This is a genomic window from Shewanella sp. ALD9 (genome assembly GCF_002836315.1).
In the GTDB taxonomy this organism is placed as follows: domain Bacteria; phylum Pseudomonadota; class Gammaproteobacteria; order Enterobacterales; family Shewanellaceae; genus Shewanella.
This window is the reverse complement of record NZ_PJCD01000042.1, coordinates 233,673-253,575: the sequence shown is the minus strand read 5'-3', so window position 1 is coordinate 253,575 and position 19,903 is coordinate 233,673. Positions and strand designations below refer to the sequence as shown.

Genomic DNA, 19,903 nt, shown 5'->3' with positions numbered 1-19,903 from the left:
TATGTCGAATAAACACACTATTTTATCTGCACTAAAGCAATCGGCTTTGGATCAACATGCTATGCCTGCCATGGATGTTGTTGCTAACAATGATGATCTTGTTGGCCAATTTAATACAAGTTTAAACACAGTAGCGGGCACGCTGCACCATGAAGGCGGTTTAGCTGCGTTACAACAAGCGGTAGATGAATTGATCCAACAAAATATGCAGGTGATCTCGTTATTGGACGATATTAAAGGTAATCGCCAAGTGCCTGAGACCGCTCACGATCTGGCTGATATTGATTTTGCCGTGATCCCTGGCGATCTTGGTGTGGCCGAAAACGGTGCTATTTGGGTTAATCAACCCAGTCATCGAGTAACGCCTTTTATTTGTGAAAACCTGATATTGGCGTTGGCCAAAGACAATATTGTCGCCAACATGCACCAAGCGGTTAAACAAGTGGCACTACAGCCAGGCGAATTAGGATTATTTATTGCGGGTCCGTCTAAAACCGCTGATATTGAGCAAGCATTAGTGGTGGGGGCTCATGGTGCCTGTAGTTTAAATGTGTACTTATACTAGGCATTAGTGGCTAGTTATTAGTCGCCATCTGTTAGTTGTCATCTATTAGTTGCCAGTGATGTCATTGACTGAGTGTGTCAGTTGATGGCATCACGCTAAACTATAGCAATATTAATCGAACCACTTAGGTTAGAACAACCTTCTATTAATCAAAACGTTCAAATTCAAATTCCAATTAAAATTCAACTTCGCATGTAGATTTAACTTTCACTTCAAACTCTAAGCATCTAAGCATCTAAGCATCTAAGCATCTAAGCATTTAAGCATCGAAAATCGAATCAAGTTAGAACAAGTCGAAGATAGTGGCAGCACGTTGCTGAATAAACTCAATAAACAATTTTACTTTTAATGGCTGTTGACGACGTTGATGATACAAAATACTGATACGTCGATGCTCACCAGCCCAATCAGGTAACACAGGTACTAGCTCTTGATTCAATAGTTGTGGTTTAACAAATAATTCTGGTCCATATAAAATCCCACCATCACCGACAGTTGCACGAATTGCGCCGTGTAAATCCCCTAGGGTTAATTTAGCGGGGCCATCGTAATAATATTGCTCACCACTGTGATGTTTTAAGGTCCAGTTAAACAGCGGCCACACTTTAATTAACTGATAATCAACTAGCTGCTGCGGGTGGCGAAGTTCAATGAGTTGCTTGGCATACTCAGGTGATGCATACAGGCCGTAATTTAATACTCCCAACGATGTTGATACCCAAGATGAGTCTGGTTGTGCGCCACCGACAATGGCAACGTCGACTCCTTCATCTATCAAATCAATGGTGCTGTTATTTTGGGTGATGTGCAGTTGAATGTGCGGATGTTGTTTGGAAAAGTCATTGATGGCCTCAATTAATATCATCGAGGTTATCGAAACGGGTGTCGATATCCGTAAGGTACTTTGCGGCTCATTAATAGTTTGACCACAAATACGATCAAATTGCGCCACCACATTATAGTAACGGTCAAATAATGCCCCACCTTCTTCAGTTAATCGAAGTTTACGGGTGCTGCGCATTATCAACTGAGTATTGAGGCTTTGTTCTAATTTGCTAATTTTGCGGCTAACAGTGGCAATGGGCAACTTTAACTCTTGTGCTGCAGATGAAAAACCACCGGCATTAACGACATGGACAAACAAATGGATCAATTCAAGTTGGCAGGCTAAATGTTGGCTCATCAAGAGACCCTTATTGTATTTATTGCTCTATTTATTGTTGGATTAATCGATGTCTCAATCACTTTATAAAGAGGAGTGTAACCCAACATAGTGTGTACAGATAGCTGAGTAATCATCGAACCACAAAGGCGTGATGAGTTATACCGTGGTGGCTAATATTAGCATGGGCTGACTTAAGGTTTATTGAGTGGTGTCATAAATTGGTAATCGCTAACGCTTTATGATGAATTGGATTAATTGTCGACAAAAAGTGCCTTTTGGGGTTGTTATACGATTTAAAGGTGCTATATTGTCGACAACTTGTTTTGTGTAGCTGTTTTTTAATGTCAGTTTTTATTATCCAAGGTATGAATATGATCCAGCCGATTACTTCTGCAGATAAGACCTTTGTAGCCCTTAGAGACGATATAGTCGAAGGTCGTATTCAGGCCGGCTCTAAATTGAGCGAAACTGAATTGTCGACAAAGTATGCAGTGAGTAGAGCCGTGATCCGTGAAGCCATTAACCGCTTAGAGTCGTGTCATATTGTTGAGCGTAAAGCCAACGTAGGCGCTCGTGTGGTGGCGTTATCTCCACAAGGGTTGATAGAACTGTATCAAGTGCGTGAATCACTCGAAGGAATGGCGGCACGTTTAGCGGCAAAGAACATGACCGATGACGAAATTACCGATTTAAACCGTTTATTACAATCTCACTTTGACGAGGTCAAAGGGGGCGAGTCTTATTATCAAGAAGCCGGTGATGTTGATTTTCATTATCGGATTATTTTAGGCAGTAAAAACAAACACCTAATTTCAATGCTGTTTGATGGCATTTATCATTTAGTGCGCATGTATCGCGTACAACTTGGCATGGCGGGTCCGCGTGTGACCACCGCTTATGATGAACACAAACACATTGTTCAGGCCATTTTAAATCGTGATGCAGAATTGGCTGAAATGCTGATGCGTCGCCATATTATGTATTCTAAAAATAATATCGAACACAAATTATCGTAATGTCTTGCGTGTGGCGTGTTACGCCCACGGTCATAATTGCATATAAGGAAAATATCATGAGCGCAGGTAAAAAATTTCGTCAAGCATTAGCTAACAACAAACCACTGCAAATTGTCGGTACCATTAATGCTTATGCCGCCATGATGGCAAAGCAAATTGGTCATCAAGCCATTTACTTGTCTGGTGGCGGTGTGGCTAACGCCTCTTATGGTTTACCCGACTTAGGCATGACATCACTCAATGATGTACTGGTTGATGTGCAACGAATTACTTCAGCCTGTGACTTACCTTTGCTGGTGGACATTGATACGGGTTGGGGCGGGGCATTTAATATTGCCAAGACCATTCGTGATATGGAAAAAGCTGGCGCAGCAGCGGTACACATGGAAGACCAAGTGGCGCAAAAGCGTTGTGGTCATCGTCCAAATAAAGAAATAGTGCCAGTAGAAGAAATGGTCGACCGTATTAAAGCGGCGGTTGATGCCCGTACTGACCCAGACTTTTTCATTATGGCGCGCACAGACTCGTTTGCTCAAGAAGGGTTAGAAGCCGCTATCGAGCGTGCTAAAGCGTACGTGGCAGCGGGTGCTGACGGTATTTTTGCTGAAGCAATTAAAACTGAAGAGCATTACCGCGCCTTTGCTGAAGCATTAGATGTGCCTATTTTGGCTAACATTACTGAGTTTGGCCAAACTGAATTATGGAATAAGCAACAATTAGGCGAGTGGGGCGCGGCAATGGTGTTATACCCATTGAGTGCATTCCGTGCGATGAACAAAGCAGCTGAAAATGTTTACAGTGCTATTTTAACCGATGGCGACCAAAAAGCAGTGGTAGATACCATGCAAACTCGTATGGATTTATACGACTATTTGGGTTATCACGATTATGAACAAAAATTAGACAGTTTGTTTGCCGAAGGCAAAAATAAATAACGGCCTCAGTACGACAGCAAGACTCGATTACAACTAAAATAACAATACCCTACAATCGCGATTTAGCATGGTTAAATCGCGAAAAGCATAAGAAGGAAGATATCATGGTAGACAAGAAATTATCAGGCGCAGGATTACGCGGTCAGAGTGCTGGCGAAACAAAATTATGTACTGTCGGTAAATCAGGTTCAGGCCTAACGTACTGCGGTTACGATGTCTCTGATTTAGCTGATAACGCTACCTTTGAAGAAGTCGCTTATTTATTATTTAACGGCGAGTTACCAAACCAGGCTCAGCTAACTGCATATAAAGCAGAATTGAAAGCGCAGCGTGATTTACCCGATGCACTAAAAGCGGTATTAAAATTAATTCCTGCTGATGCTCATCCAATGGATGTTATGCGAACTGGTTGCTCGTTTTTAGGTAACCTTGAGCCAGAAGTCGATTTCACTCAGCAACACAAAGCGTCGAACCGCTTATTAGCCGCATTTCCGGCCATCATGTGTTATTGGTACCGTTACACTCATGACGGTGTTGAGATTGATTGCACCACAGATGAAGATTCTCTGGGTGGACATTTTCTTAAACTGCTTCGCGGTGAAACGCCGTCAGCTCAACATCGCCGTGTAATGGATGTGTCGTTGATTTTGTATGCAGAGCATGAGTTCAACGCATCAACCTTTACCGCGCGTGTATGTGCCTCAACTTTATCGGATATGTATTCTTGTGTTACTGGTGCGATTGGTTCATTACGTGGTCCACTGCACGGTGGTGCTAATGAAGCGGCGATGGACATGATCCAAAAGTTCAGCTCGCCAGCCGATGCTAAAGTGCAGATGGCATTAATGTTAGAACGCAAAGAAAAAATCATGGGCTTTGGTCATGCTATTTATAGCGAGTCTGATCCACGTAATGTGATTATCAAAAAGTGGTCTGAAAAGCTGGCCCATGAAAACGGTGACACATCTTTATATGACATCTCTGTCGCGTGTGAAGAGTTTATGTGGGACACCAAAAAGTTATTCTGTAACGCAGATTTCTTCCATGCCTCTGCTTATCATTTTATGGGCATTCCAACTAAGTTATTTACGCCAATCTTCGTTTGTTCACGTTTAACCGGTTGGGCGGCACATGTAATGGAGCAGCGATCGAACAACCGCATTATTCGTCCAAGTGCGGATTATGTGGGCAGTGAGCCTCGTAAAGTGGCGCCTATTAGCCAACGTTAATCAGCATGCCGAGTCTCGTTATGATGACTCGGCTTTTTTCGATATAGATTAGCGCTTATTCCTTTCATATTTATTGTGGATGAAGTTATGAATACTCAATACCGTAAAGCCTTACCTGGCACCCAATTAGATTATTTTGACACCCAAGAGGCTGTAGATGCGATTGAAGCTGGAGCCTACGCCAAACTACCTTATTGTTCTCGTGTGTTTGCCGAGAACTTAGTCCGTCGCTGCTCACCTGACATGCTTACTGATTCGTTAAAGCAGCTGATTGAACGTAAAAATGACCTTGATTTTCCGTGGTATCCAGCCCGTGTGGTTTGTCATGATATTTTAGGCCAAACCGCATTAGTCGACTTAGCGGGTCTGCGTGATGCGATTGCTGAAAAAGGCGGTGACCCCTCAAAAGTGAACCCAGTAGTACCGACTCAATTGATTGTCGATCACTCGCTGGCGGTTGAGCATGCCGGTTTTGAAAAAGACGCGTTTGAGAAAAACCGCGCCATTGAAGACCGCCGTAATGAAGACCGTTTCCATTTCATCAATTGGACCAAAACGGCATTTAAAAATGTTGATGTTATCCAACCGGGTAACGGCATCATGCATCAAATTAACTTAGAGCGTATGTCGCCAGTGGTGCATGCTCAAAATGGTGTGGCGTTTCCTGACACCTTAGTGGGCACCGACAGTCATACACCTCATGTTGATGCGTTAGGCGTTATAGCCATTGGTGTGGGCGGTTTAGAAGCTGAAAGCGTCATGCTCGGCCGTGCATCTTATATGCGTTTACCGGAAATTGTTGGTGTTGAAGTAACGGGTAAGCCACAACCTGGCATTACTGCTACCGATATTGTTCTGGCGTTAACTGAATACTTGCGAGCGCAAAAAGTTGTGTCATCGTATCTTGAGTTTTATGGCGAAGGGACCACCCATTTAACCCTTGGCGATCGCGCTACTATTACTAACATGACGCCTGAATACGGCGCCACCGCGGCGATGTTTTATATCGATAAACAAACTATCGATTATCTAACGTTAACCGGTCGTGAAGATGCACAAGTTAAACTAGTTGAAACCTATGCCAAACAAGCGGGTTTATGGGCTGATACCTTAACTAATGCTGTGTATGAGCGAGTATTGCACTTTGACTTGTCATCTATTGGCCGTAACATTGCCGGCCCGTCTAATCCACACAGTCGCGTGCCGACATCTGAATTAGCGGCGCGTGGCATTAGTGGTGTGGTTGAAAACGAACCCGGTAAAATGCCCGATGGTGCAGTGATTATTGCCGCTATTACCAGTTGTACTAACACCAGTAACCCGCGCAACATGATTGCCGCAGGTCTATTGGCTCGCAATGCCAATGCCCGTGGTTTATTACGTAAACCTTGGGTGAAATCATCGCTTGCGCCTGGTTCTAAAGCGGTGCAATTGTATTTAGAAGAAGCAGGTTTATTGCCTGAGCTTGAAAACTTAGGTTTTGGTATTGTCGGTTTTGCCTGTACGACGTGTAACGGCATGAGCGGCGCGCTTGATCCGGTTATTCAACAAGAAGTGATTGATCGCGACTTATACGCTACCGCAGTGTTGTCGGGCAATCGTAACTTTGATGGCCGTATTCATCCTTATGCTAAACAAGCCTTTTTAGCATCACCACCTTTGGTCATTGCTTATGCCATTGCCGGTACGATTCGTTTTGATATTGAAAAAGATATCTTAGGTATCGATAACCAAGGTCAAGCTGTCACGTTAAAAGATATTTGGCCAACCGATGAAGAAATCGATGCAGTTGTTAAAGCAAGCGTTAAGCCTGAGCAATTCCGTAAAGTCTATGAGCCAATGTTCGACATTAAAGTCGAGTATGGTAGCCACGTAAATCCGCAATATGATTGGCGTCCACAAAGTACTTATATTCGCCGACCACCTTATTGGGACGGAGCTTTGGCAAGTGAGCGCACCATGAAAGGTATGCGTCCATTAGCCGTACTCGGTGACAATATCACCACCGATCATTTATCGCCGTCAAATGCGATTATGCTCGACAGTGCCGCAGGTGCATATTTACACAAAATGGGCTTACCAGAAGCAGACTTTAACTCTTATGCCACTCACCGTGGCGATCACTTAACTGCGCAACGTGCCACTTTTGCTAACCCTAAACTGTTTAACGAAATGGTGCAGGAAAACGGCAAGGTTAAGCAAGGATCACTTGCGCGCATAGAGCCTGAAGGCCAAGTCACTCGCATGTGGGAAGCGATTGAAACCTATATGGAACGTAAGCAACCACTGATTATTATTGCTGGTGCAGACTATGGCCAAGGTTCGTCACGTGACTGGGCGGCAAAAGGCGTGCGTCTTGCTGGGGTTGAAGTGATTGTTGCTGAAGGCTTTGAGCGTATTCACCGTACTAACTTAGTCGGTATGGGTGTGCTACCGCTAGAGTTCACTGCAGGCCATAATCGACATACTTATCATATCGATGGCACGGAAACCTATGATGTTGTAGGTGATCGTAATCCGGGCGCAATGTTAAATGTGATTATGACTCGTAAAAATGGTGAGCAAGTGACCATTCCGGTTAAGTGTCGTGTTGACACTGCCGAAGAGTTGTCAATTTATGAAGCGGGCGGTGTATTACAACGTTTTGCTCAGGACTTTTTAGCCAACGAAACTAATTAACCATAATTCGGGGTAATAAGTGAGTGTTGGTTTGGCAATAACCTAGTGTTAGTGCCTTACTTAATCGGCAGTTTATAAGCTTATTGATGGGCTGCCGCTTTGGTCTTTTGTTATTTTAGGAATATGTGATGGCTCATTTACCACAAATGAAAATTCCAGCGACTTATATGCGCGGCGGCACCAGTAAAGGGGTGTTTTTCAGCCTGACTGACTTGCCTGCAGCCGCTCAAGTGGCTGGTGCAGCTCGTGATGCAATATTATTGCGGGTTATTGGCAGTCCCGATCCTTACGGTAAACACACCGATGGTATGGGCGGAGCAACGTCAAGTACCAGTAAAACGGTTATCTTATCCAAAAGTACTCAAGCTGATCACGATGTTGATTATTTATTTGGTCAAGTATCGATTGATAAGCCGTTTGTTGATTGGAGCGGCAACTGCGGTAATTTAACCGCGGCGGTCGGTTCATTTGCCATTAGTAATGGTTTAATCGATCCAAGCCGAGTGCCTGAAAATGGCACCGCAATTGTGCGTATTTGGCAAGCCAATATTCATAAAACCATTATTGCTCATGTCCCTATTACCAACGGTGAAGTACAAGAAACCGGTGATTTTGAACTTGATGGTGTGACGTTTCCCGCAGCTGAAGTGCAAGTGGAGTTTTTAGATCCTGCCGACGGTGATGGCGCTATGTTTCCTACAGGTAACGTGGTCGATGCACTTGACGTACCAGGCGTCGGGACCTTTAACGCCACCATGATTAATGCGGGCATTCCAACCATTTTTATTAATGCAGCCGATATTCAGTATCAAGGTACTGAGTTGCAAGATGACATTAATAATGACGATAAAGCCTTAGCCATGTTTGAAACTATTCGGGCTTATGGTGCAGTAAAAATGGGCTTAATCAACCATATTGATGAAGCGGCTGCTCGTCAACATACCCCTAAAGTGGCTTTTGTTGCGCCTGCTGCGGGTTATATTTCATCCAGTGGCAAAGCGGTTAATACTGACGATATCGATCTGGTCGTGCGGGCCCTTTCTATGGGTAAACTGCATCATGCGATGATGGGCACAGCAGCAGTGGCCATTGGCACTGCCGCGGCGATTCCTGGCACATTAGTTAATTTGGCTGCTGGCGGTGGTGAGCTGAGTGCGGTTCGTTTTGGTCATCCATCTGGCACGCTACGCGTGGGTGCTCAAGCGGTGTTAGTGCAAGGTCAATGGCAAGTTAAAAAGGCTATTATGAGCCGAAGTGCGCGAGTATTAATGGAAGGTAAGGTGAGCATTCCACAATAATCACGTTATGTATATGTTATAAATAAAACCTCAGCTTTTGCTGAGGTTTTTGTTTATACGGGATTAATAGATAAAAAAAACAATTGATTAGCGTTTAAACTTATATTGTCTTTTGCTTATGTAAATCAGATGTTTATCCCAAAAATACCCAAAAGATATAAAATGTGATATTGGTCAAAAAAAGCCTTGATCCTATTGTTAAATTAGTATGTTATATGCTGAATTTTGTCAGCTGCTTTTTACGGGTTCAGACATATAAGCATCATGTAATTATGATGTAATAAAAGGAAATATCAGTAGGTTTTATCGATTAATAGAAGATTGATTAATCACAATAGATTAATCATCAATTGATGATTTGGCTGATTAAGTTGTTATAAAACAGTCGAGTTGAATGCATTTAGAGCACGATATTAACGTGAGTCGCATTGCTTATTTTAAGTTAGTCATTGGCAATGATAGCAATACAAAAGGAAACAATTATGGTTGAACACATTACAGGCATGCTGGCATTAATCGGTGTGTTATCGCTTTTGTGTCAATGGGTTGGTTGGAAGTTACGTCTGCCAGCAATTTTACCACTTTTATTATGTGGTTTACTGTTAGGGCCAGGATTAGGAATATTAGACCCAGATGAAATCTTTGGTGATTTATTGTTTCCTATTATTTCGTTAGGTGTTGCGGTCATCCTGTTTGAAGGTGCGCTGACACTTAACTTTAAAGAAATTAAAGAACATGGACGAATGGTGACCCACCTTGTCACCATCGGCGCATTTATTACCTGGGCTTGCATTGCACCTGCGGCGCATTATTTGCTTGGCTTTGACTGGGCAATTGCCATGTTATTTGGCGCATTAGTGGTGGTGACAGGTCCAACCGTTATTGTGCCTATGTTGCGTACGGTGCAACCTAAATCAAATTTAGCCAGTATATTACGTTGGGAAGGCATCGTTATTGATCCTATCGGTGCGTTACTTGCTGTATTGGTATTTGAATATATCGCCGTTACAGCCGACCCAACCACACACGTATTGAATGCATTAGGCTTAACCTTAGTGCTTGGTTTTGGCTTAGGTGCAGCAGGCGGTTACTTAACGGGTTTAGCTATCCGTAAAAACTTGTTCCCGCATTACTTACGTAACACCGCAGTATTAACCATTATGCTGGGTATTTTTGTTGGTTCGAACATTTTACAAGAAGAGTCTGGCCTGTTAACGGTAACGGTAATGGGTATTTGGTTAGCAAACATGCGCGGCGTTGATATTGCTGACATTTTAGAATTTAAAGAAACCCTAACTGTACTACTGATTTCTGCGTTGTTTATTTTGTTGGCGGCACGTCTGGATTCTGGCGCCATGCTTGATCTAGGACTTGGTGGTGTCGGGGTGCTTTTAGTAGCGATGTTTATTGCTCGTCCACTCAGTATTTGGATTTCAGGCTTAGGCACCAATTTGTCGTCTAATGACAAGTGGTTTTTAAGTTGGGTTGCGCCTCGCGGTATTGTTGCAGCAGCTATTTCATCATTATTTGCCATAAAACTTGAAACAGTTGGCTTAGAAGGTGCCAGTTCAATTGTACCGTTAGTATTCTTAATTATTATTGGTACCGTGGTGATTCAAAGCTTAACTGCCGGTCGTTGGGCTAAGTTTTTAGGTGTGAAAGAGGGTTCTAATCAAGGAGTGTTAATCTTTGGCGCGTCTAAATTCTCGCGTGAATTAGCTTCTATTTTAATTTCGAAAAATATTAAAGTGATTCTTGCGGATAACAACTGGGATAGCATTCGCCAAGCGCGCATGGACAATATTCCGGTGTATTTTGGTAACCCAGCGTCAGAGCATGCATCTAATTTCATGGACTTAAGTGGTATTGGTCGAGTGCTTGTGATGTCGCCATACCGTCAATTAAATCCGTTGGTGACGTTTCACTTTCAAGATTTAATGGGCACCGAAAAAGTCTATGGTTTAAACAACGCTGACAGCGCCAGTGCTCGTCATCAGTTGTCTGAATCTTATCTCAAGCGCTTATGTTTATTTGGTGAGAATATATCTTACGCCAAAATTGCCAGTTTAATGGCTAAAGGTGCGGTATTGAAAATTACCAATATTACTGAAAACTTTACCTATGACCATTTCAAAAAGCGTTATGGTGACACCGCTATGCCATTGGTTTATTTAACTAAAGAAGGCAAGGTTAAAGTCATATCTGGTGTTGAAACGATAGTGTTACCAGTGGGTATAGAGTTAATAAGCTTATTGCCACAAGAAGCGCAAGACCAAGCTGTTATTCAACGAGCATTAGATGACGAAGCCGACCGCCAAGCTAAAATAGCCGCCGAAGCAGAAGCAAAAGTGGCCGCTGAAGCAAGAGCTGTTCGCGAAGCACAAGAAGCCGAGCAACGCACTATTGAAAAAGCACGCCGTAAAGAAGAAGAGCTAGCGCTATTTGAACAACAAGAAAAAGCCCGCTTATTAGCTGATGAAGAGGCTGCATTAGTGAAGCAAGAAACTGCATTGCTAGCTAAAGAGTTAGCTGCACAAGAAAAGGCTAAACAAGTTGCAAGCGCTACAACCGAGTCGAGTGATGCAGAGACTGCAGCCGACGAAGAAAAGCCACCGCAATCGAGCGATACTAAAACGGTATAGATACTAAAATGGTATAGAGATTAAAACAGTATAGATGCTAAAACGGTGTAAATGTTAGCGCTTAGGCGTTAACGGTTTGGTGTCGATATTTGAAATAGCAGTTATTAAAAAGGGCTTAGCAATAAATTGCTAAGCCCTTTTTATTACTTCATGAAGCGTAAAACTTATCGGAGGAAGAAACCTCTAGTAAATTACTTAGCTAACGTGGCAAGAACCACTTCATGGTGATCTTTGGTTTTGAATTTATTCAACACATGGCTGATTTTGCCATCAGTACCGACGATAAAACTTAAGCGATGAATGCCATCGTAAATTTTACCCATAAATTTTTTCTCTCCCCATACGCCAAAACCATCAGCAACCGCATGGTCTTCATCACTGAGTAACGTGAAGTTGAGTTGTTGTTTGTCGGCAAATTTGGCCAGTTTAGCCACAGGATCTGGGCTAATGCCGAATACTGTCACCTTCAAACCATCAAGTTGTGTTTTGATATCGCGCAGGCCCTGTGCTTGCACTGTGCAACCAGGAGTTGATGCTTTAGGGTAGAAATACACTAGCACAGGACCTTTAGACAAGGTGTCTTGCAATGATACCGCTTCACCTGCTTGATTTTGCAGAGTAAAATTTGGTGCAGTATCACCAACGTTTAATGTGTTCATGATTGATCCTTTATCAGATAAGATGCAAATATTACGTTATCAGCACGTACAAGGTTCACATCAACGAGAGGTGAACTGAGTCGTTATGGCGCGGCAATACCCTGCATGCGCTTGATGCTGCACTCTAGAGACATAGACTCGGCCAGTTCATGAATACCTTGTTCAAGCTTCAATAGGTTGATTTTATCAGGGATATTGATTGCTAATAAAATAGACTGAGTTTTAAGACTATCATTGTCATCCGCATGGGAGCGCACAGCTGCTAAGTCGAGGCCTCTTTCGGCCAAAAACTGGGTAATGCTCTTCATAGTTCCGCGTTGGTCTTCACCATTGAATATCACTTCAATACGAGACACAAAGTTTTTTGGGGTATGTTTGGACGTTCGCTTCATGACCGTCATGAGTTCAAGTTCTACACTCAGCACAGGCAATAAGCTTTCAATTTTTGTTATAGCTGACCAGGAGCCAGATATCATCATAATTAGGGTAAATTCATTACCAAATAATGCCATACGACTGTCGACTATATCGCAATCACAATCACTTGCTAAACGCGCTAAACGACTCACTAATCCTGGGCGGTCTGCGCCCATTGCCGTAACGACCAGATAATTGGTCATGGATTTTCCTCACTTTTTGATATCTTAGAGCGAAAACTTATGCCGAAGCATGTCAGTTTTGTGCGGGTGCTAATGCTATCATTTTTCACTAAAACACCTCAATATAGTAACCTATATCACTCACATAAATGTGATTATTTTTTAGCGCTATGGCTTCAAAGATGCTAGGTTACGCTGCATTAAATAGCATAAATGACTTATTTCAGATTATGGTTACCGTAGAGCTTGTCATTAGTGGTTGGCATCAGTAACATAGCGAATCCTGAAACCGTGGGGAAGATAGATGATAAACGGAAGCATCGTAGCCTTAATCACACCAATGAATAGTGATGGCACAGTAGATTATGCAAGTCTAGAAAGACTTGTTGAGTTCCATATTGAACAAGGTACTGATGCCATTGTCGCGGTCGGTACTACAGGCGAGTCTGCAACTCTGCCTATGACAGAGCATGCGGCTGTTGTTAGCCAAACTGTTAAGTTTGCATCAGGTCGTATTCCTGTGATTGGTGGTAATGGCGCCAATGCCACTGCAGAAGCGATTGAGTTAACCAAATCAATGCAAAAATCGGGTGTTGTTGCCATGCTTGGCGTGACTCCTTATTACAATAAACCGTCGCCTAAGGGATTAATTGCCCATTATACGGCGGTTGCTGCAAGTACTGATATTCCTCAAATTCTTTATAATGTACCAGGCCGTACTGCTGTTGATATGAAACCAGAAACTGTGGCTGAATTATCAAGTGTCAGTAATATTATTGGTGTAAAAGAAGCCACCGGTGATTTAAGCCGTGTTGCGCGTTTACGTGAACTTTGTGGTGAAGACTTTTTACTTTATAGCGGCGATGATGCCACAGCACGTGAGTTTTTATTGCTGGGCGGTAATGGCGTGATTTCAGTGGCAAATAATATTGTTCCACATGCGTTTAAAGCCATGTGTGATGCTGCATTAGCCAAAAATGCCCAATTAGCTGAATCAATCGATCAACCATTAACGGGTATTTATCGCTCGTTATTTTGTGAAGCCAACCCAATTCCAGTGAAATGGGCTGTTCATCGAATGGGTTTGATAGCTAATGGTCATATTCGTTTACCTTTAACTGAACTTTCTGAGCAGTTTCATGGTCTGTTAATAGAAACAATGAAACAAGCTCATATTGAGGTAAAATAAATTCATGTTAAAGAAAGTCACTCCGTTACTCCTTGTTGCAGCTGTATCAGCTTGCAGTACGCCATTAGATCGCCGTCAGGCCAATGGTAATGATGATTTCGTTAATGCTGAAACTACGCCATTATTGACGATCCCACAGGGCTTGAATACGCCTACTTATAGCAAAGAATATGACATACCTGCTGTTGGTAATAACGTTAACAAGCAGCTTGTAGGCAAGAATCTTGATATCCGTGCGCCATTGCAAGTATTGCCAATGGCTGAAGGCACACACATCGAAGAAAGCAGTGATAGTATTCGTGTGGTGATTGAATCGATTGAAAGTACTACTGATTTAAAACAAGAAATTTTTGATGTCATTGATGGTTATCTAAGCAAAAATAACATCGCTGTTCGTAGCGAAGACCTTAGCGCTGGCTTTATTGAAACAGATTGGATTGAAAATGATGAAATCATTGAATCTAATTGGTGGGGCAGTGACAAGGTTTATCAACTGCGTCAGCGTTATCGTTACCAAGTTGATGTAAAACCACATGGCCGTTCTGGTTCTGTGTCGATTGATTTAGTTGAGCATCAAGAGTTTTACGATGATAAAGATCAGAAAATTTTATTAAGCGGTGAAGACAAACGTCGTTATACCACTGATATGCTAAATAATGCTATTGCTTATATGAGCATTAAACGTGATCAATCTATCCGTGCTGCACGAATTGAGCAAAGCCTTGGTATTAAAGTTGATTTAGTCACTAATGCTACAGAATCTGCTTATTGGTTAGCCGAAGCAAACTATAAGTCGGTATGGGATCGTTTACGCCTAGTATTACCGGAAATGGGTTTTGATGTTGTTGATACTGATAATAGCAAAGGCCTGTTTTATATTAATTTAGAAGAAAGCGGTGGTTTCTGGAGCTCTTTGTGGAGCGAAGAAAAATTGTCATTGAAAAAAGGCAATTATCGTTTACTGCTTAAAGAAACTGATGATGCTAATCAGACTAAAATATTACTGCATGATGTAGAAGACAAACCGTTATCGGATGAGTCTATTACCGAAGTGTACAAAATTATCTCTGATCTAATGCAAGAAGACCGTAAAGTCCGTTAAGGTTTATGGTTTGGTAATTAAGCAGGAAAGAGACGCATCGAGCGTCTCTTTTTATTTTGTTCATTTGTAAGTTACCATTTTTATTCGATTCAATAGGACGCTATTCAGCACCTATCAACCCAGTTTGAATTATCCATTTCAAGTAGTATCCCTAACATACAGGCTTTATTGTTGAGCAATAACAATATTAGGCAGTACAAATTTATAGCCGTTATCCCTGGCAACATATGCCCCGATTGAATCTGAAGCCAAACTCGATTTGTCACAGCATGTGTCGAACAGTTTGGATTTTCATTGTTTAAATATTCAAATAATGCGTATAAATAACCAAATATGCATAAATAACGCTAAAAATGTGAATAAAATGCATATTTACCAAGGGTGAACTATTTGTTTAATCTGTTCGTAATTTGTAAGCAAAAGTAAAACAACTTGATGTGGATTTATTGCTAAGTACAATCACATTAAATAGAAAATCATATATATAATTCATGCAACCTTTGATGGTTACGGACTCGAAATGAAAAAGATAATCGTACTGATCGCCATAGTGCTAGCTGCACTGTCGGCTTACTATTTACTGTCTCCTAAAGAAGCGATAGTTCAACGTCCAAGACCCATACCTAATGTTGTGGTTGCCAAGGTGGCGATTATGCCTATTCGTGATGAAGTCGAAGCATTGGGTACGGGTAAAGCCTATGAGTCTATTATCGTTACATCCAAAATCACTGAAATTGTCACTAGTATTAATTTCAACGATGGCGATTTAGTTGAAAAAGGGGCGTTATTAGTACAACTGAGAAATGATGAACATAAAGCAAAAGTAGCCGTAACCGAAATTAAGTTAGTTGAAAATCTACGTGAATTAGATCGTATTCGTACATTGGTCACCAGCAAAACGATTGCTGAATTAGAGCGTGACCGCTTACAAAGTTTAATTGATACCACTCGTGCAGAAGTTGCGCAGGCTAAAGCTGCGCTAGAAGACCGCGCAATTAAAGCACCATTTTCAGGTAAATTAGGTTTACGCCAAGTGAGTGTGGGTAGCTTAGTGACCCCAGGTGAGCAAATTAGTACCCTAGACGATGTGAGTAAAATTAAATTAGATTTTTCTGTGCCAGAGCGTTTTATTCAAGAATTACAACCAGGCAAACTCGTTGAAGCCAAAGCGGTTGCGTATCCCGACCAGATATTTAAAGGCGTTGTTACTTCGATTGATAGCCGCGTTAACCCAGATACTCGAGCGGTAGTGGTACGCGCGGTAATGCCTAATGATGATTTTAAGATACTGCCCGGCATGTTGATGAAAGTGCGCCTTATTAAGCAAAGTCGTGAAGCATTACTATTACCTGAAGCCGCAATTATTCCTATTCAAAATAAGCATTTTGTTTATGTAGTAAATGCTGAAAATGTTGTTGAACAGCAGCAGGTAACTTTAGGCAGCCGGACTCGTGGCTGGGTTGAAATAACCGACGGGCTTAAGGTTGATCAACAAGTGATTATTCGCGGTATTTTAAAAGTTCGACCAGGAGATAAAGTTCAAGTTGAGCAAGCAGAAAACTTTAAGTTTGCGCAAGTAGAAGGCATGGAGACGTCAGCATGATATTAACTGACTTATCGGTTAAACGGCCTGTTTTTGCATCTGTTATTAGTATCTTATTGATTGTTTTAGGCTTGGTATCATTCGATAAATTACCCTTGCGGGAATATCCAAATATCGATCCGCCAATTGTGTCGGTCGAGACTAGTTACCGTGGCGCCAGTGCTTCTGTGGTTGAAAGTCGAATCACTCAACTTATCGAAGATAGGATAAGTGGTGTTGAAGGCATTCGTCATATAAGTTCGTCAAGCAGTGATGGCCGTTCAAGCGTTACCATTGAATTTGATATTAATCGAGATATCGAAGCCGCGACCAATGATGTTCGTGATCGTATTTCAGGTTTATTAGAACAGCTTCCTGAAGAAGCTGATGCTCCCTCAATTTACAAAGCTAACGGCAGTGATGAAGTCATTATGTGGCTCAATTTGGTGTCCGACCAAATGGATATCTTGCAGCTGACTGATTACGCAAATCGTTATTTAGTGGATAGATTTTCAGTTATCGATGGCGTGTCAACGTTACGTTTAGGTGGCGGCAAAGTGTATGCGCTGCGAATTTGGATCGATCGCCAAGCATTAGCATCGCGCAACCTAACGGTATCTGATGTCGAAGCTGCATTACGTTCTGAAAACGTTGAGTTACCAGCGGGTTCTATTGAATCCAAAGAACGTCATTTTACCGTGCGTCTGGACAGGGTATTTAAAACGGCGGAAGATTTTTCTAACTTGGTGATCATGCAGGGCGATGATGGTTATTTAGTTAAATTAAGCGATGTTGCCAAGGTAGAAATCGGCTCCGAGGAAGAGCGGATTATTTTCCGAGGTAACAAAGAGGCAATGATTGGTTTAGGGGTCAGTAAGCAATCTACCGCTAACACCCTTGAAGTGGCACGCGCTGCTAATGCGTTGGTAGACAAACTTAACCCCACATTGCCAGCAGGCATGGAGATTAAACGCTCATACGACAGCTCGGTGTTTATTGAAGCTTCTATTGATGAGGTTTATCAAACACTGTTTATCGCCATGGTGTTAGTGATTATTGTTATTTACTTGTTTTTAGGCTCGGTGAGGGCGATGTTAATTCCAGCCATCACTGTGCCCGTATCCTTAATGGGGACGTTTATAGTGCTATATGCACTAGGGTATACCATCAACTTACTGACCCTATTAGCGATGATCCTGGCGATTGGTATGGTGGTTGATGATGCCATTGTGATGTTAGAGAATATTCATCGACGGATTGAAGAAGGTGATTCTCCGCTTAAAGCAGCCTTTCTAGGTGCGCGTGAAGTGGGTTTTGCCATCGTGGCAACGACTTTGGTACTGGTAGCTGTATTTATGCCTATTACCTTCTTAGAGGGCGATTTAGGCAAGCTGTTTAAAGAATTTGCTGTCACCATGAGTGCGGCTGTGATTTTTTCCAGTATTGTGGCGTTAACATTAAGTCCGATGATGTGCTCAAAGTTATTAAAGCCTGCAACACAAGATCCTTGGCTGGTTAAACAAATCGATAAAATGATGAGCAAGATATCGGGCTGGTATTTGATAAGCTTGCAAGCAGGGGTTAAGCGACCTGTATTAGTGTCATTAATCGTATTAATCTCGTTTGCATTAAGTGGTTTTTTATTGAATAAAATTCCTCAAGAATTTGCTCCACAAGAAGACCGTGGCTCGATGTTTTTAATGGTCAATGGACCTCAAGGTGCCAGCTTTGAATACATCGAAAAATACATGGATGAAGTTGAAGGCCGCTTAATGCCTCTGGTTGAAAGTGGCGATATTAAGCGCTTATTGATCCGCGCTCCTCGTGGCTTTGGCACCGCATCAGACTTTTCTAACGGTATGGCTATTATCGTTTTGGAAGATTGGGCTGAACGTCGCAGTGCCAATGAAATTATTGTCGATATCCGTAATCGTCTATCAGATTTAGCCGGTATTCGTGCATTCCCGATAATGCGCCAAGCCTTTGGTCGCGGTGTGGGTAAACCTGTGCAGTTTGTGATTGGTGGCCCAAGCTACGAAGAACTGGCTGATTGGCGTGACATTATGCTCGAGAAAGCCAAAGAAAATCATAAACTCATTGGTTTAGATCACGATTACCAAGAAACCAAGCCTCAGTTAAGAGTGGTGATTGACCGTGAACGTGCAGCAGATTTAGGGGTATCAATTGCGCATATTGGCCGAACATTAGAGTCGATGCTTGGATCGCGCTTGGTCACAACCTTTATGCGCGATGGTGAAGAGTATGATGTGATTGTCGAAGGTAATCGTGACAATCAAAGTACTGCTACGGATATGCAGAATCTTTACGTTCGTTCGGATCGTTCGCAAGAACTGATCCCGTTATCGAACTTAGTCTCGATTGAAGAGTTTGCCGATGCCAGCTCGTTAAATCGTTACAATCGTATGCGTGCTATTACCTTAGAGGCCAATTTGGCCGATGATTATACTCTGGGTGAAGCGTTAGATTATCTCAATGATCTTGCTACAACTTATTTGCCTGCAGAAGCGGTGATAAGTTATAAAGGGCCATCGTTAGATTACCAAGAGTCGGGTAACTCGATGAACTTTGTCTTTTTACTCGCATTAGGTATTGTATTTTTAGTGCTTGCAGCTCAGTTTGAAAGCTATATTCATCCTATGGTGATCATGTTAACCGTTCCGTTAGCAACGTTAGGGGCGTTAATTGGGTTATGGTTTACCGGCCAGAGTATTAATATTTACAGTCAAATTGGCATTATCATGCTGGTTGGTTTGGCGGCTAAAAACGGTATTTTAATCGTTGAGTTTGCCAATCAATTACGAGACCGTGGTGTTGAATTTCAACAAGCGATTTTGCAGGCTTCGACTCAACGATTACGACCTATTCTAATGACCGGTATTACGACTGCGGCAGGGGCTATTCCATTAGTGTTATCCAGTGGTGCAGGGGCTGAAACTCGTTTTGTTATTGGAGTCGTGGTGTTATCAGGCATTTTACTGGCAACCTTCTTTACCTTAATCGTTATTCCTGTTGCTTATAGCTTGTTTGCTCGTAATAGTAGCTCACCAGAAGCGGTCGCTAAGCAGTTAGAGATAGAGTTAAAAGAAGACTAATCACGTTTAACATTGATTCGTAATCCTTGATTCGTAATCACTGATACAACCTGAAATCAGGATATATAAAAAAGCCAGTCATTGAAGTGACTGGCTTTTTTGTTTCAATTATTTACGAGGAGCAAACTTG

14 protein-coding genes are annotated in these 19,903 nt (G+C 42.2%); 11 read left to right on the top strand and 3 right to left on the bottom strand.

Annotated features, from left to right (window positions below; translation table 11 throughout):
* Position 1 precedes the first annotated feature (1 nt).
* Positions 2–565 carry an LUD domain-containing protein gene (locus CXF88_RS19375; RefSeq protein WP_101088423.1) on the top strand — a complete coding sequence of 188 codons (564 nt, stop codon included), beginning with the start codon at positions 2–4 and terminating at the stop codon, positions 563–565.
* A 283-nt stretch (positions 566–848) separates the two neighbouring features.
* Here the strand turns inward: CXF88_RS19375 and CXF88_RS19370 are convergent, their stop codons facing one another.
* On the bottom strand, positions 849–1,748 hold the full coding sequence (locus tag CXF88_RS19370; RefSeq protein WP_101088422.1) for a LysR family transcriptional regulator: 900 nt from the start codon (positions 1,746–1,748) through the stop codon (positions 849–851).
* Between the two features lie 347 nt (positions 1,749–2,095).
* Here CXF88_RS19370 and CXF88_RS19365 point away from each other — a divergent pair, with 347 nt between their 5' ends.
* The 6 genes from CXF88_RS19365 to CXF88_RS19340 all read left to right on the top strand — a co-directional run bounded on the left by CXF88_RS19365 (position 2,096) and on the right by CXF88_RS19340 (position 11,529).
* On the top strand, positions 2,096–2,746 hold the full coding sequence (locus CXF88_RS19365) for a GntR family transcriptional regulator (protein ID WP_101088491.1): 651 nt from the start codon (positions 2,096–2,098) through the stop codon (positions 2,744–2,746).
* Between the two features lie 56 nt (positions 2,747–2,802).
* On the top strand, positions 2,803–3,681 hold the full coding sequence (prpB, locus tag CXF88_RS19360) for a methylisocitrate lyase (protein ID WP_011637321.1): 879 nt from the start codon (positions 2,803–2,805) through the stop codon (positions 3,679–3,681).
* 104 nt (positions 3,682–3,785) lie between these two features.
* Positions 3,786–4,910: a 2-methylcitrate synthase gene (prpC, locus tag CXF88_RS19355; RefSeq protein ID WP_101088421.1), complete on the top strand. Its 1,125-nt coding sequence runs from the start codon at positions 3,786–3,788 to the stop codon at positions 4,908–4,910.
* A gap of 87 nt (positions 4,911–4,997) precedes the next feature.
* Positions 4,998–7,589 (top strand): Fe/S-dependent 2-methylisocitrate dehydratase AcnD, encoded by a 2,592-nt coding sequence (acnD, locus tag CXF88_RS19350; protein ID WP_197708470.1) that lies wholly within the window; start codon positions 4,998–5,000, stop codon positions 7,587–7,589.
* A 128-nt stretch (positions 7,590–7,717) separates the two neighbouring features.
* Entirely contained in the window at positions 7,718–8,887 is a 1,170-nt protein-coding gene (prpF, locus tag CXF88_RS19345; protein WP_101088419.1) for a 2-methylaconitate cis-trans isomerase PrpF, read from the top strand.
* Positions 8,888–9,369: 482 nt separating this feature from the next.
* Entirely contained in the window at positions 9,370–11,529 is a 2,160-nt protein-coding gene (locus CXF88_RS19340) for a cation:proton antiporter (RefSeq protein WP_101088418.1), read from the top strand.
* Between the two features lie 191 nt (positions 11,530–11,720).
* On the opposite strand, the gene bcp is transcribed toward CXF88_RS19340, so the two are convergent.
* Positions 11,721–12,188 (bottom strand): thioredoxin-dependent thiol peroxidase, encoded by a 468-nt coding sequence (bcp, locus tag CXF88_RS19335; protein ID WP_101088417.1) that lies wholly within the window; start codon positions 12,186–12,188, stop codon positions 11,721–11,723.
* A gap of 83 nt (positions 12,189–12,271) precedes the next feature.
* The gene (locus tag CXF88_RS19330) at positions 12,272–12,808 is read right to left on the bottom strand and encodes an ACT domain-containing protein (protein WP_101088416.1); all 537 of its coding nucleotides are present in this window, start codon (positions 12,806–12,808) and stop codon (positions 12,272–12,274) included.
* A gap of 283 nt (positions 12,809–13,091) precedes the next feature.
* On the opposite strand from CXF88_RS19330, the gene dapA reads away from it, so the two are divergent.
* From dapA to CXF88_RS19310, 4 genes are all read left to right on the top strand, one after another.
* Entirely contained in the window at positions 13,092–13,976 is an 885-nt protein-coding gene (gene dapA, locus CXF88_RS19325) for a 4-hydroxy-tetrahydrodipicolinate synthase (protein WP_101088415.1), read from the top strand.
* 4 nt (positions 13,977–13,980) lie between these two features.
* A complete protein-coding gene (gene bamC / locus CXF88_RS19320; protein ID WP_101088414.1) occupies positions 13,981–15,078 on the top strand; it encodes an outer membrane protein assembly factor BamC in 1,098 nt (365 codons plus the stop codon).
* Positions 15,079–15,598: 520 nt separating this feature from the next.
* Positions 15,599–16,681, top strand: coding sequence for an efflux RND transporter periplasmic adaptor subunit (locus tag CXF88_RS19315; RefSeq protein ID WP_101088413.1), 1,083 nt, complete (start codon positions 15,599–15,601; stop codon positions 16,679–16,681).
* Positions 16,678–19,773, top strand: coding sequence for an efflux RND transporter permease subunit (locus CXF88_RS19310; protein WP_101088412.1), 3,096 nt, complete (start codon positions 16,678–16,680; stop codon positions 19,771–19,773). Before CXF88_RS19315 ends, CXF88_RS19310 begins: the two co-directional genes overlap by 4 nt.
* The last annotated feature ends 130 nt before the right edge of the window (positions 19,774–19,903 follow it).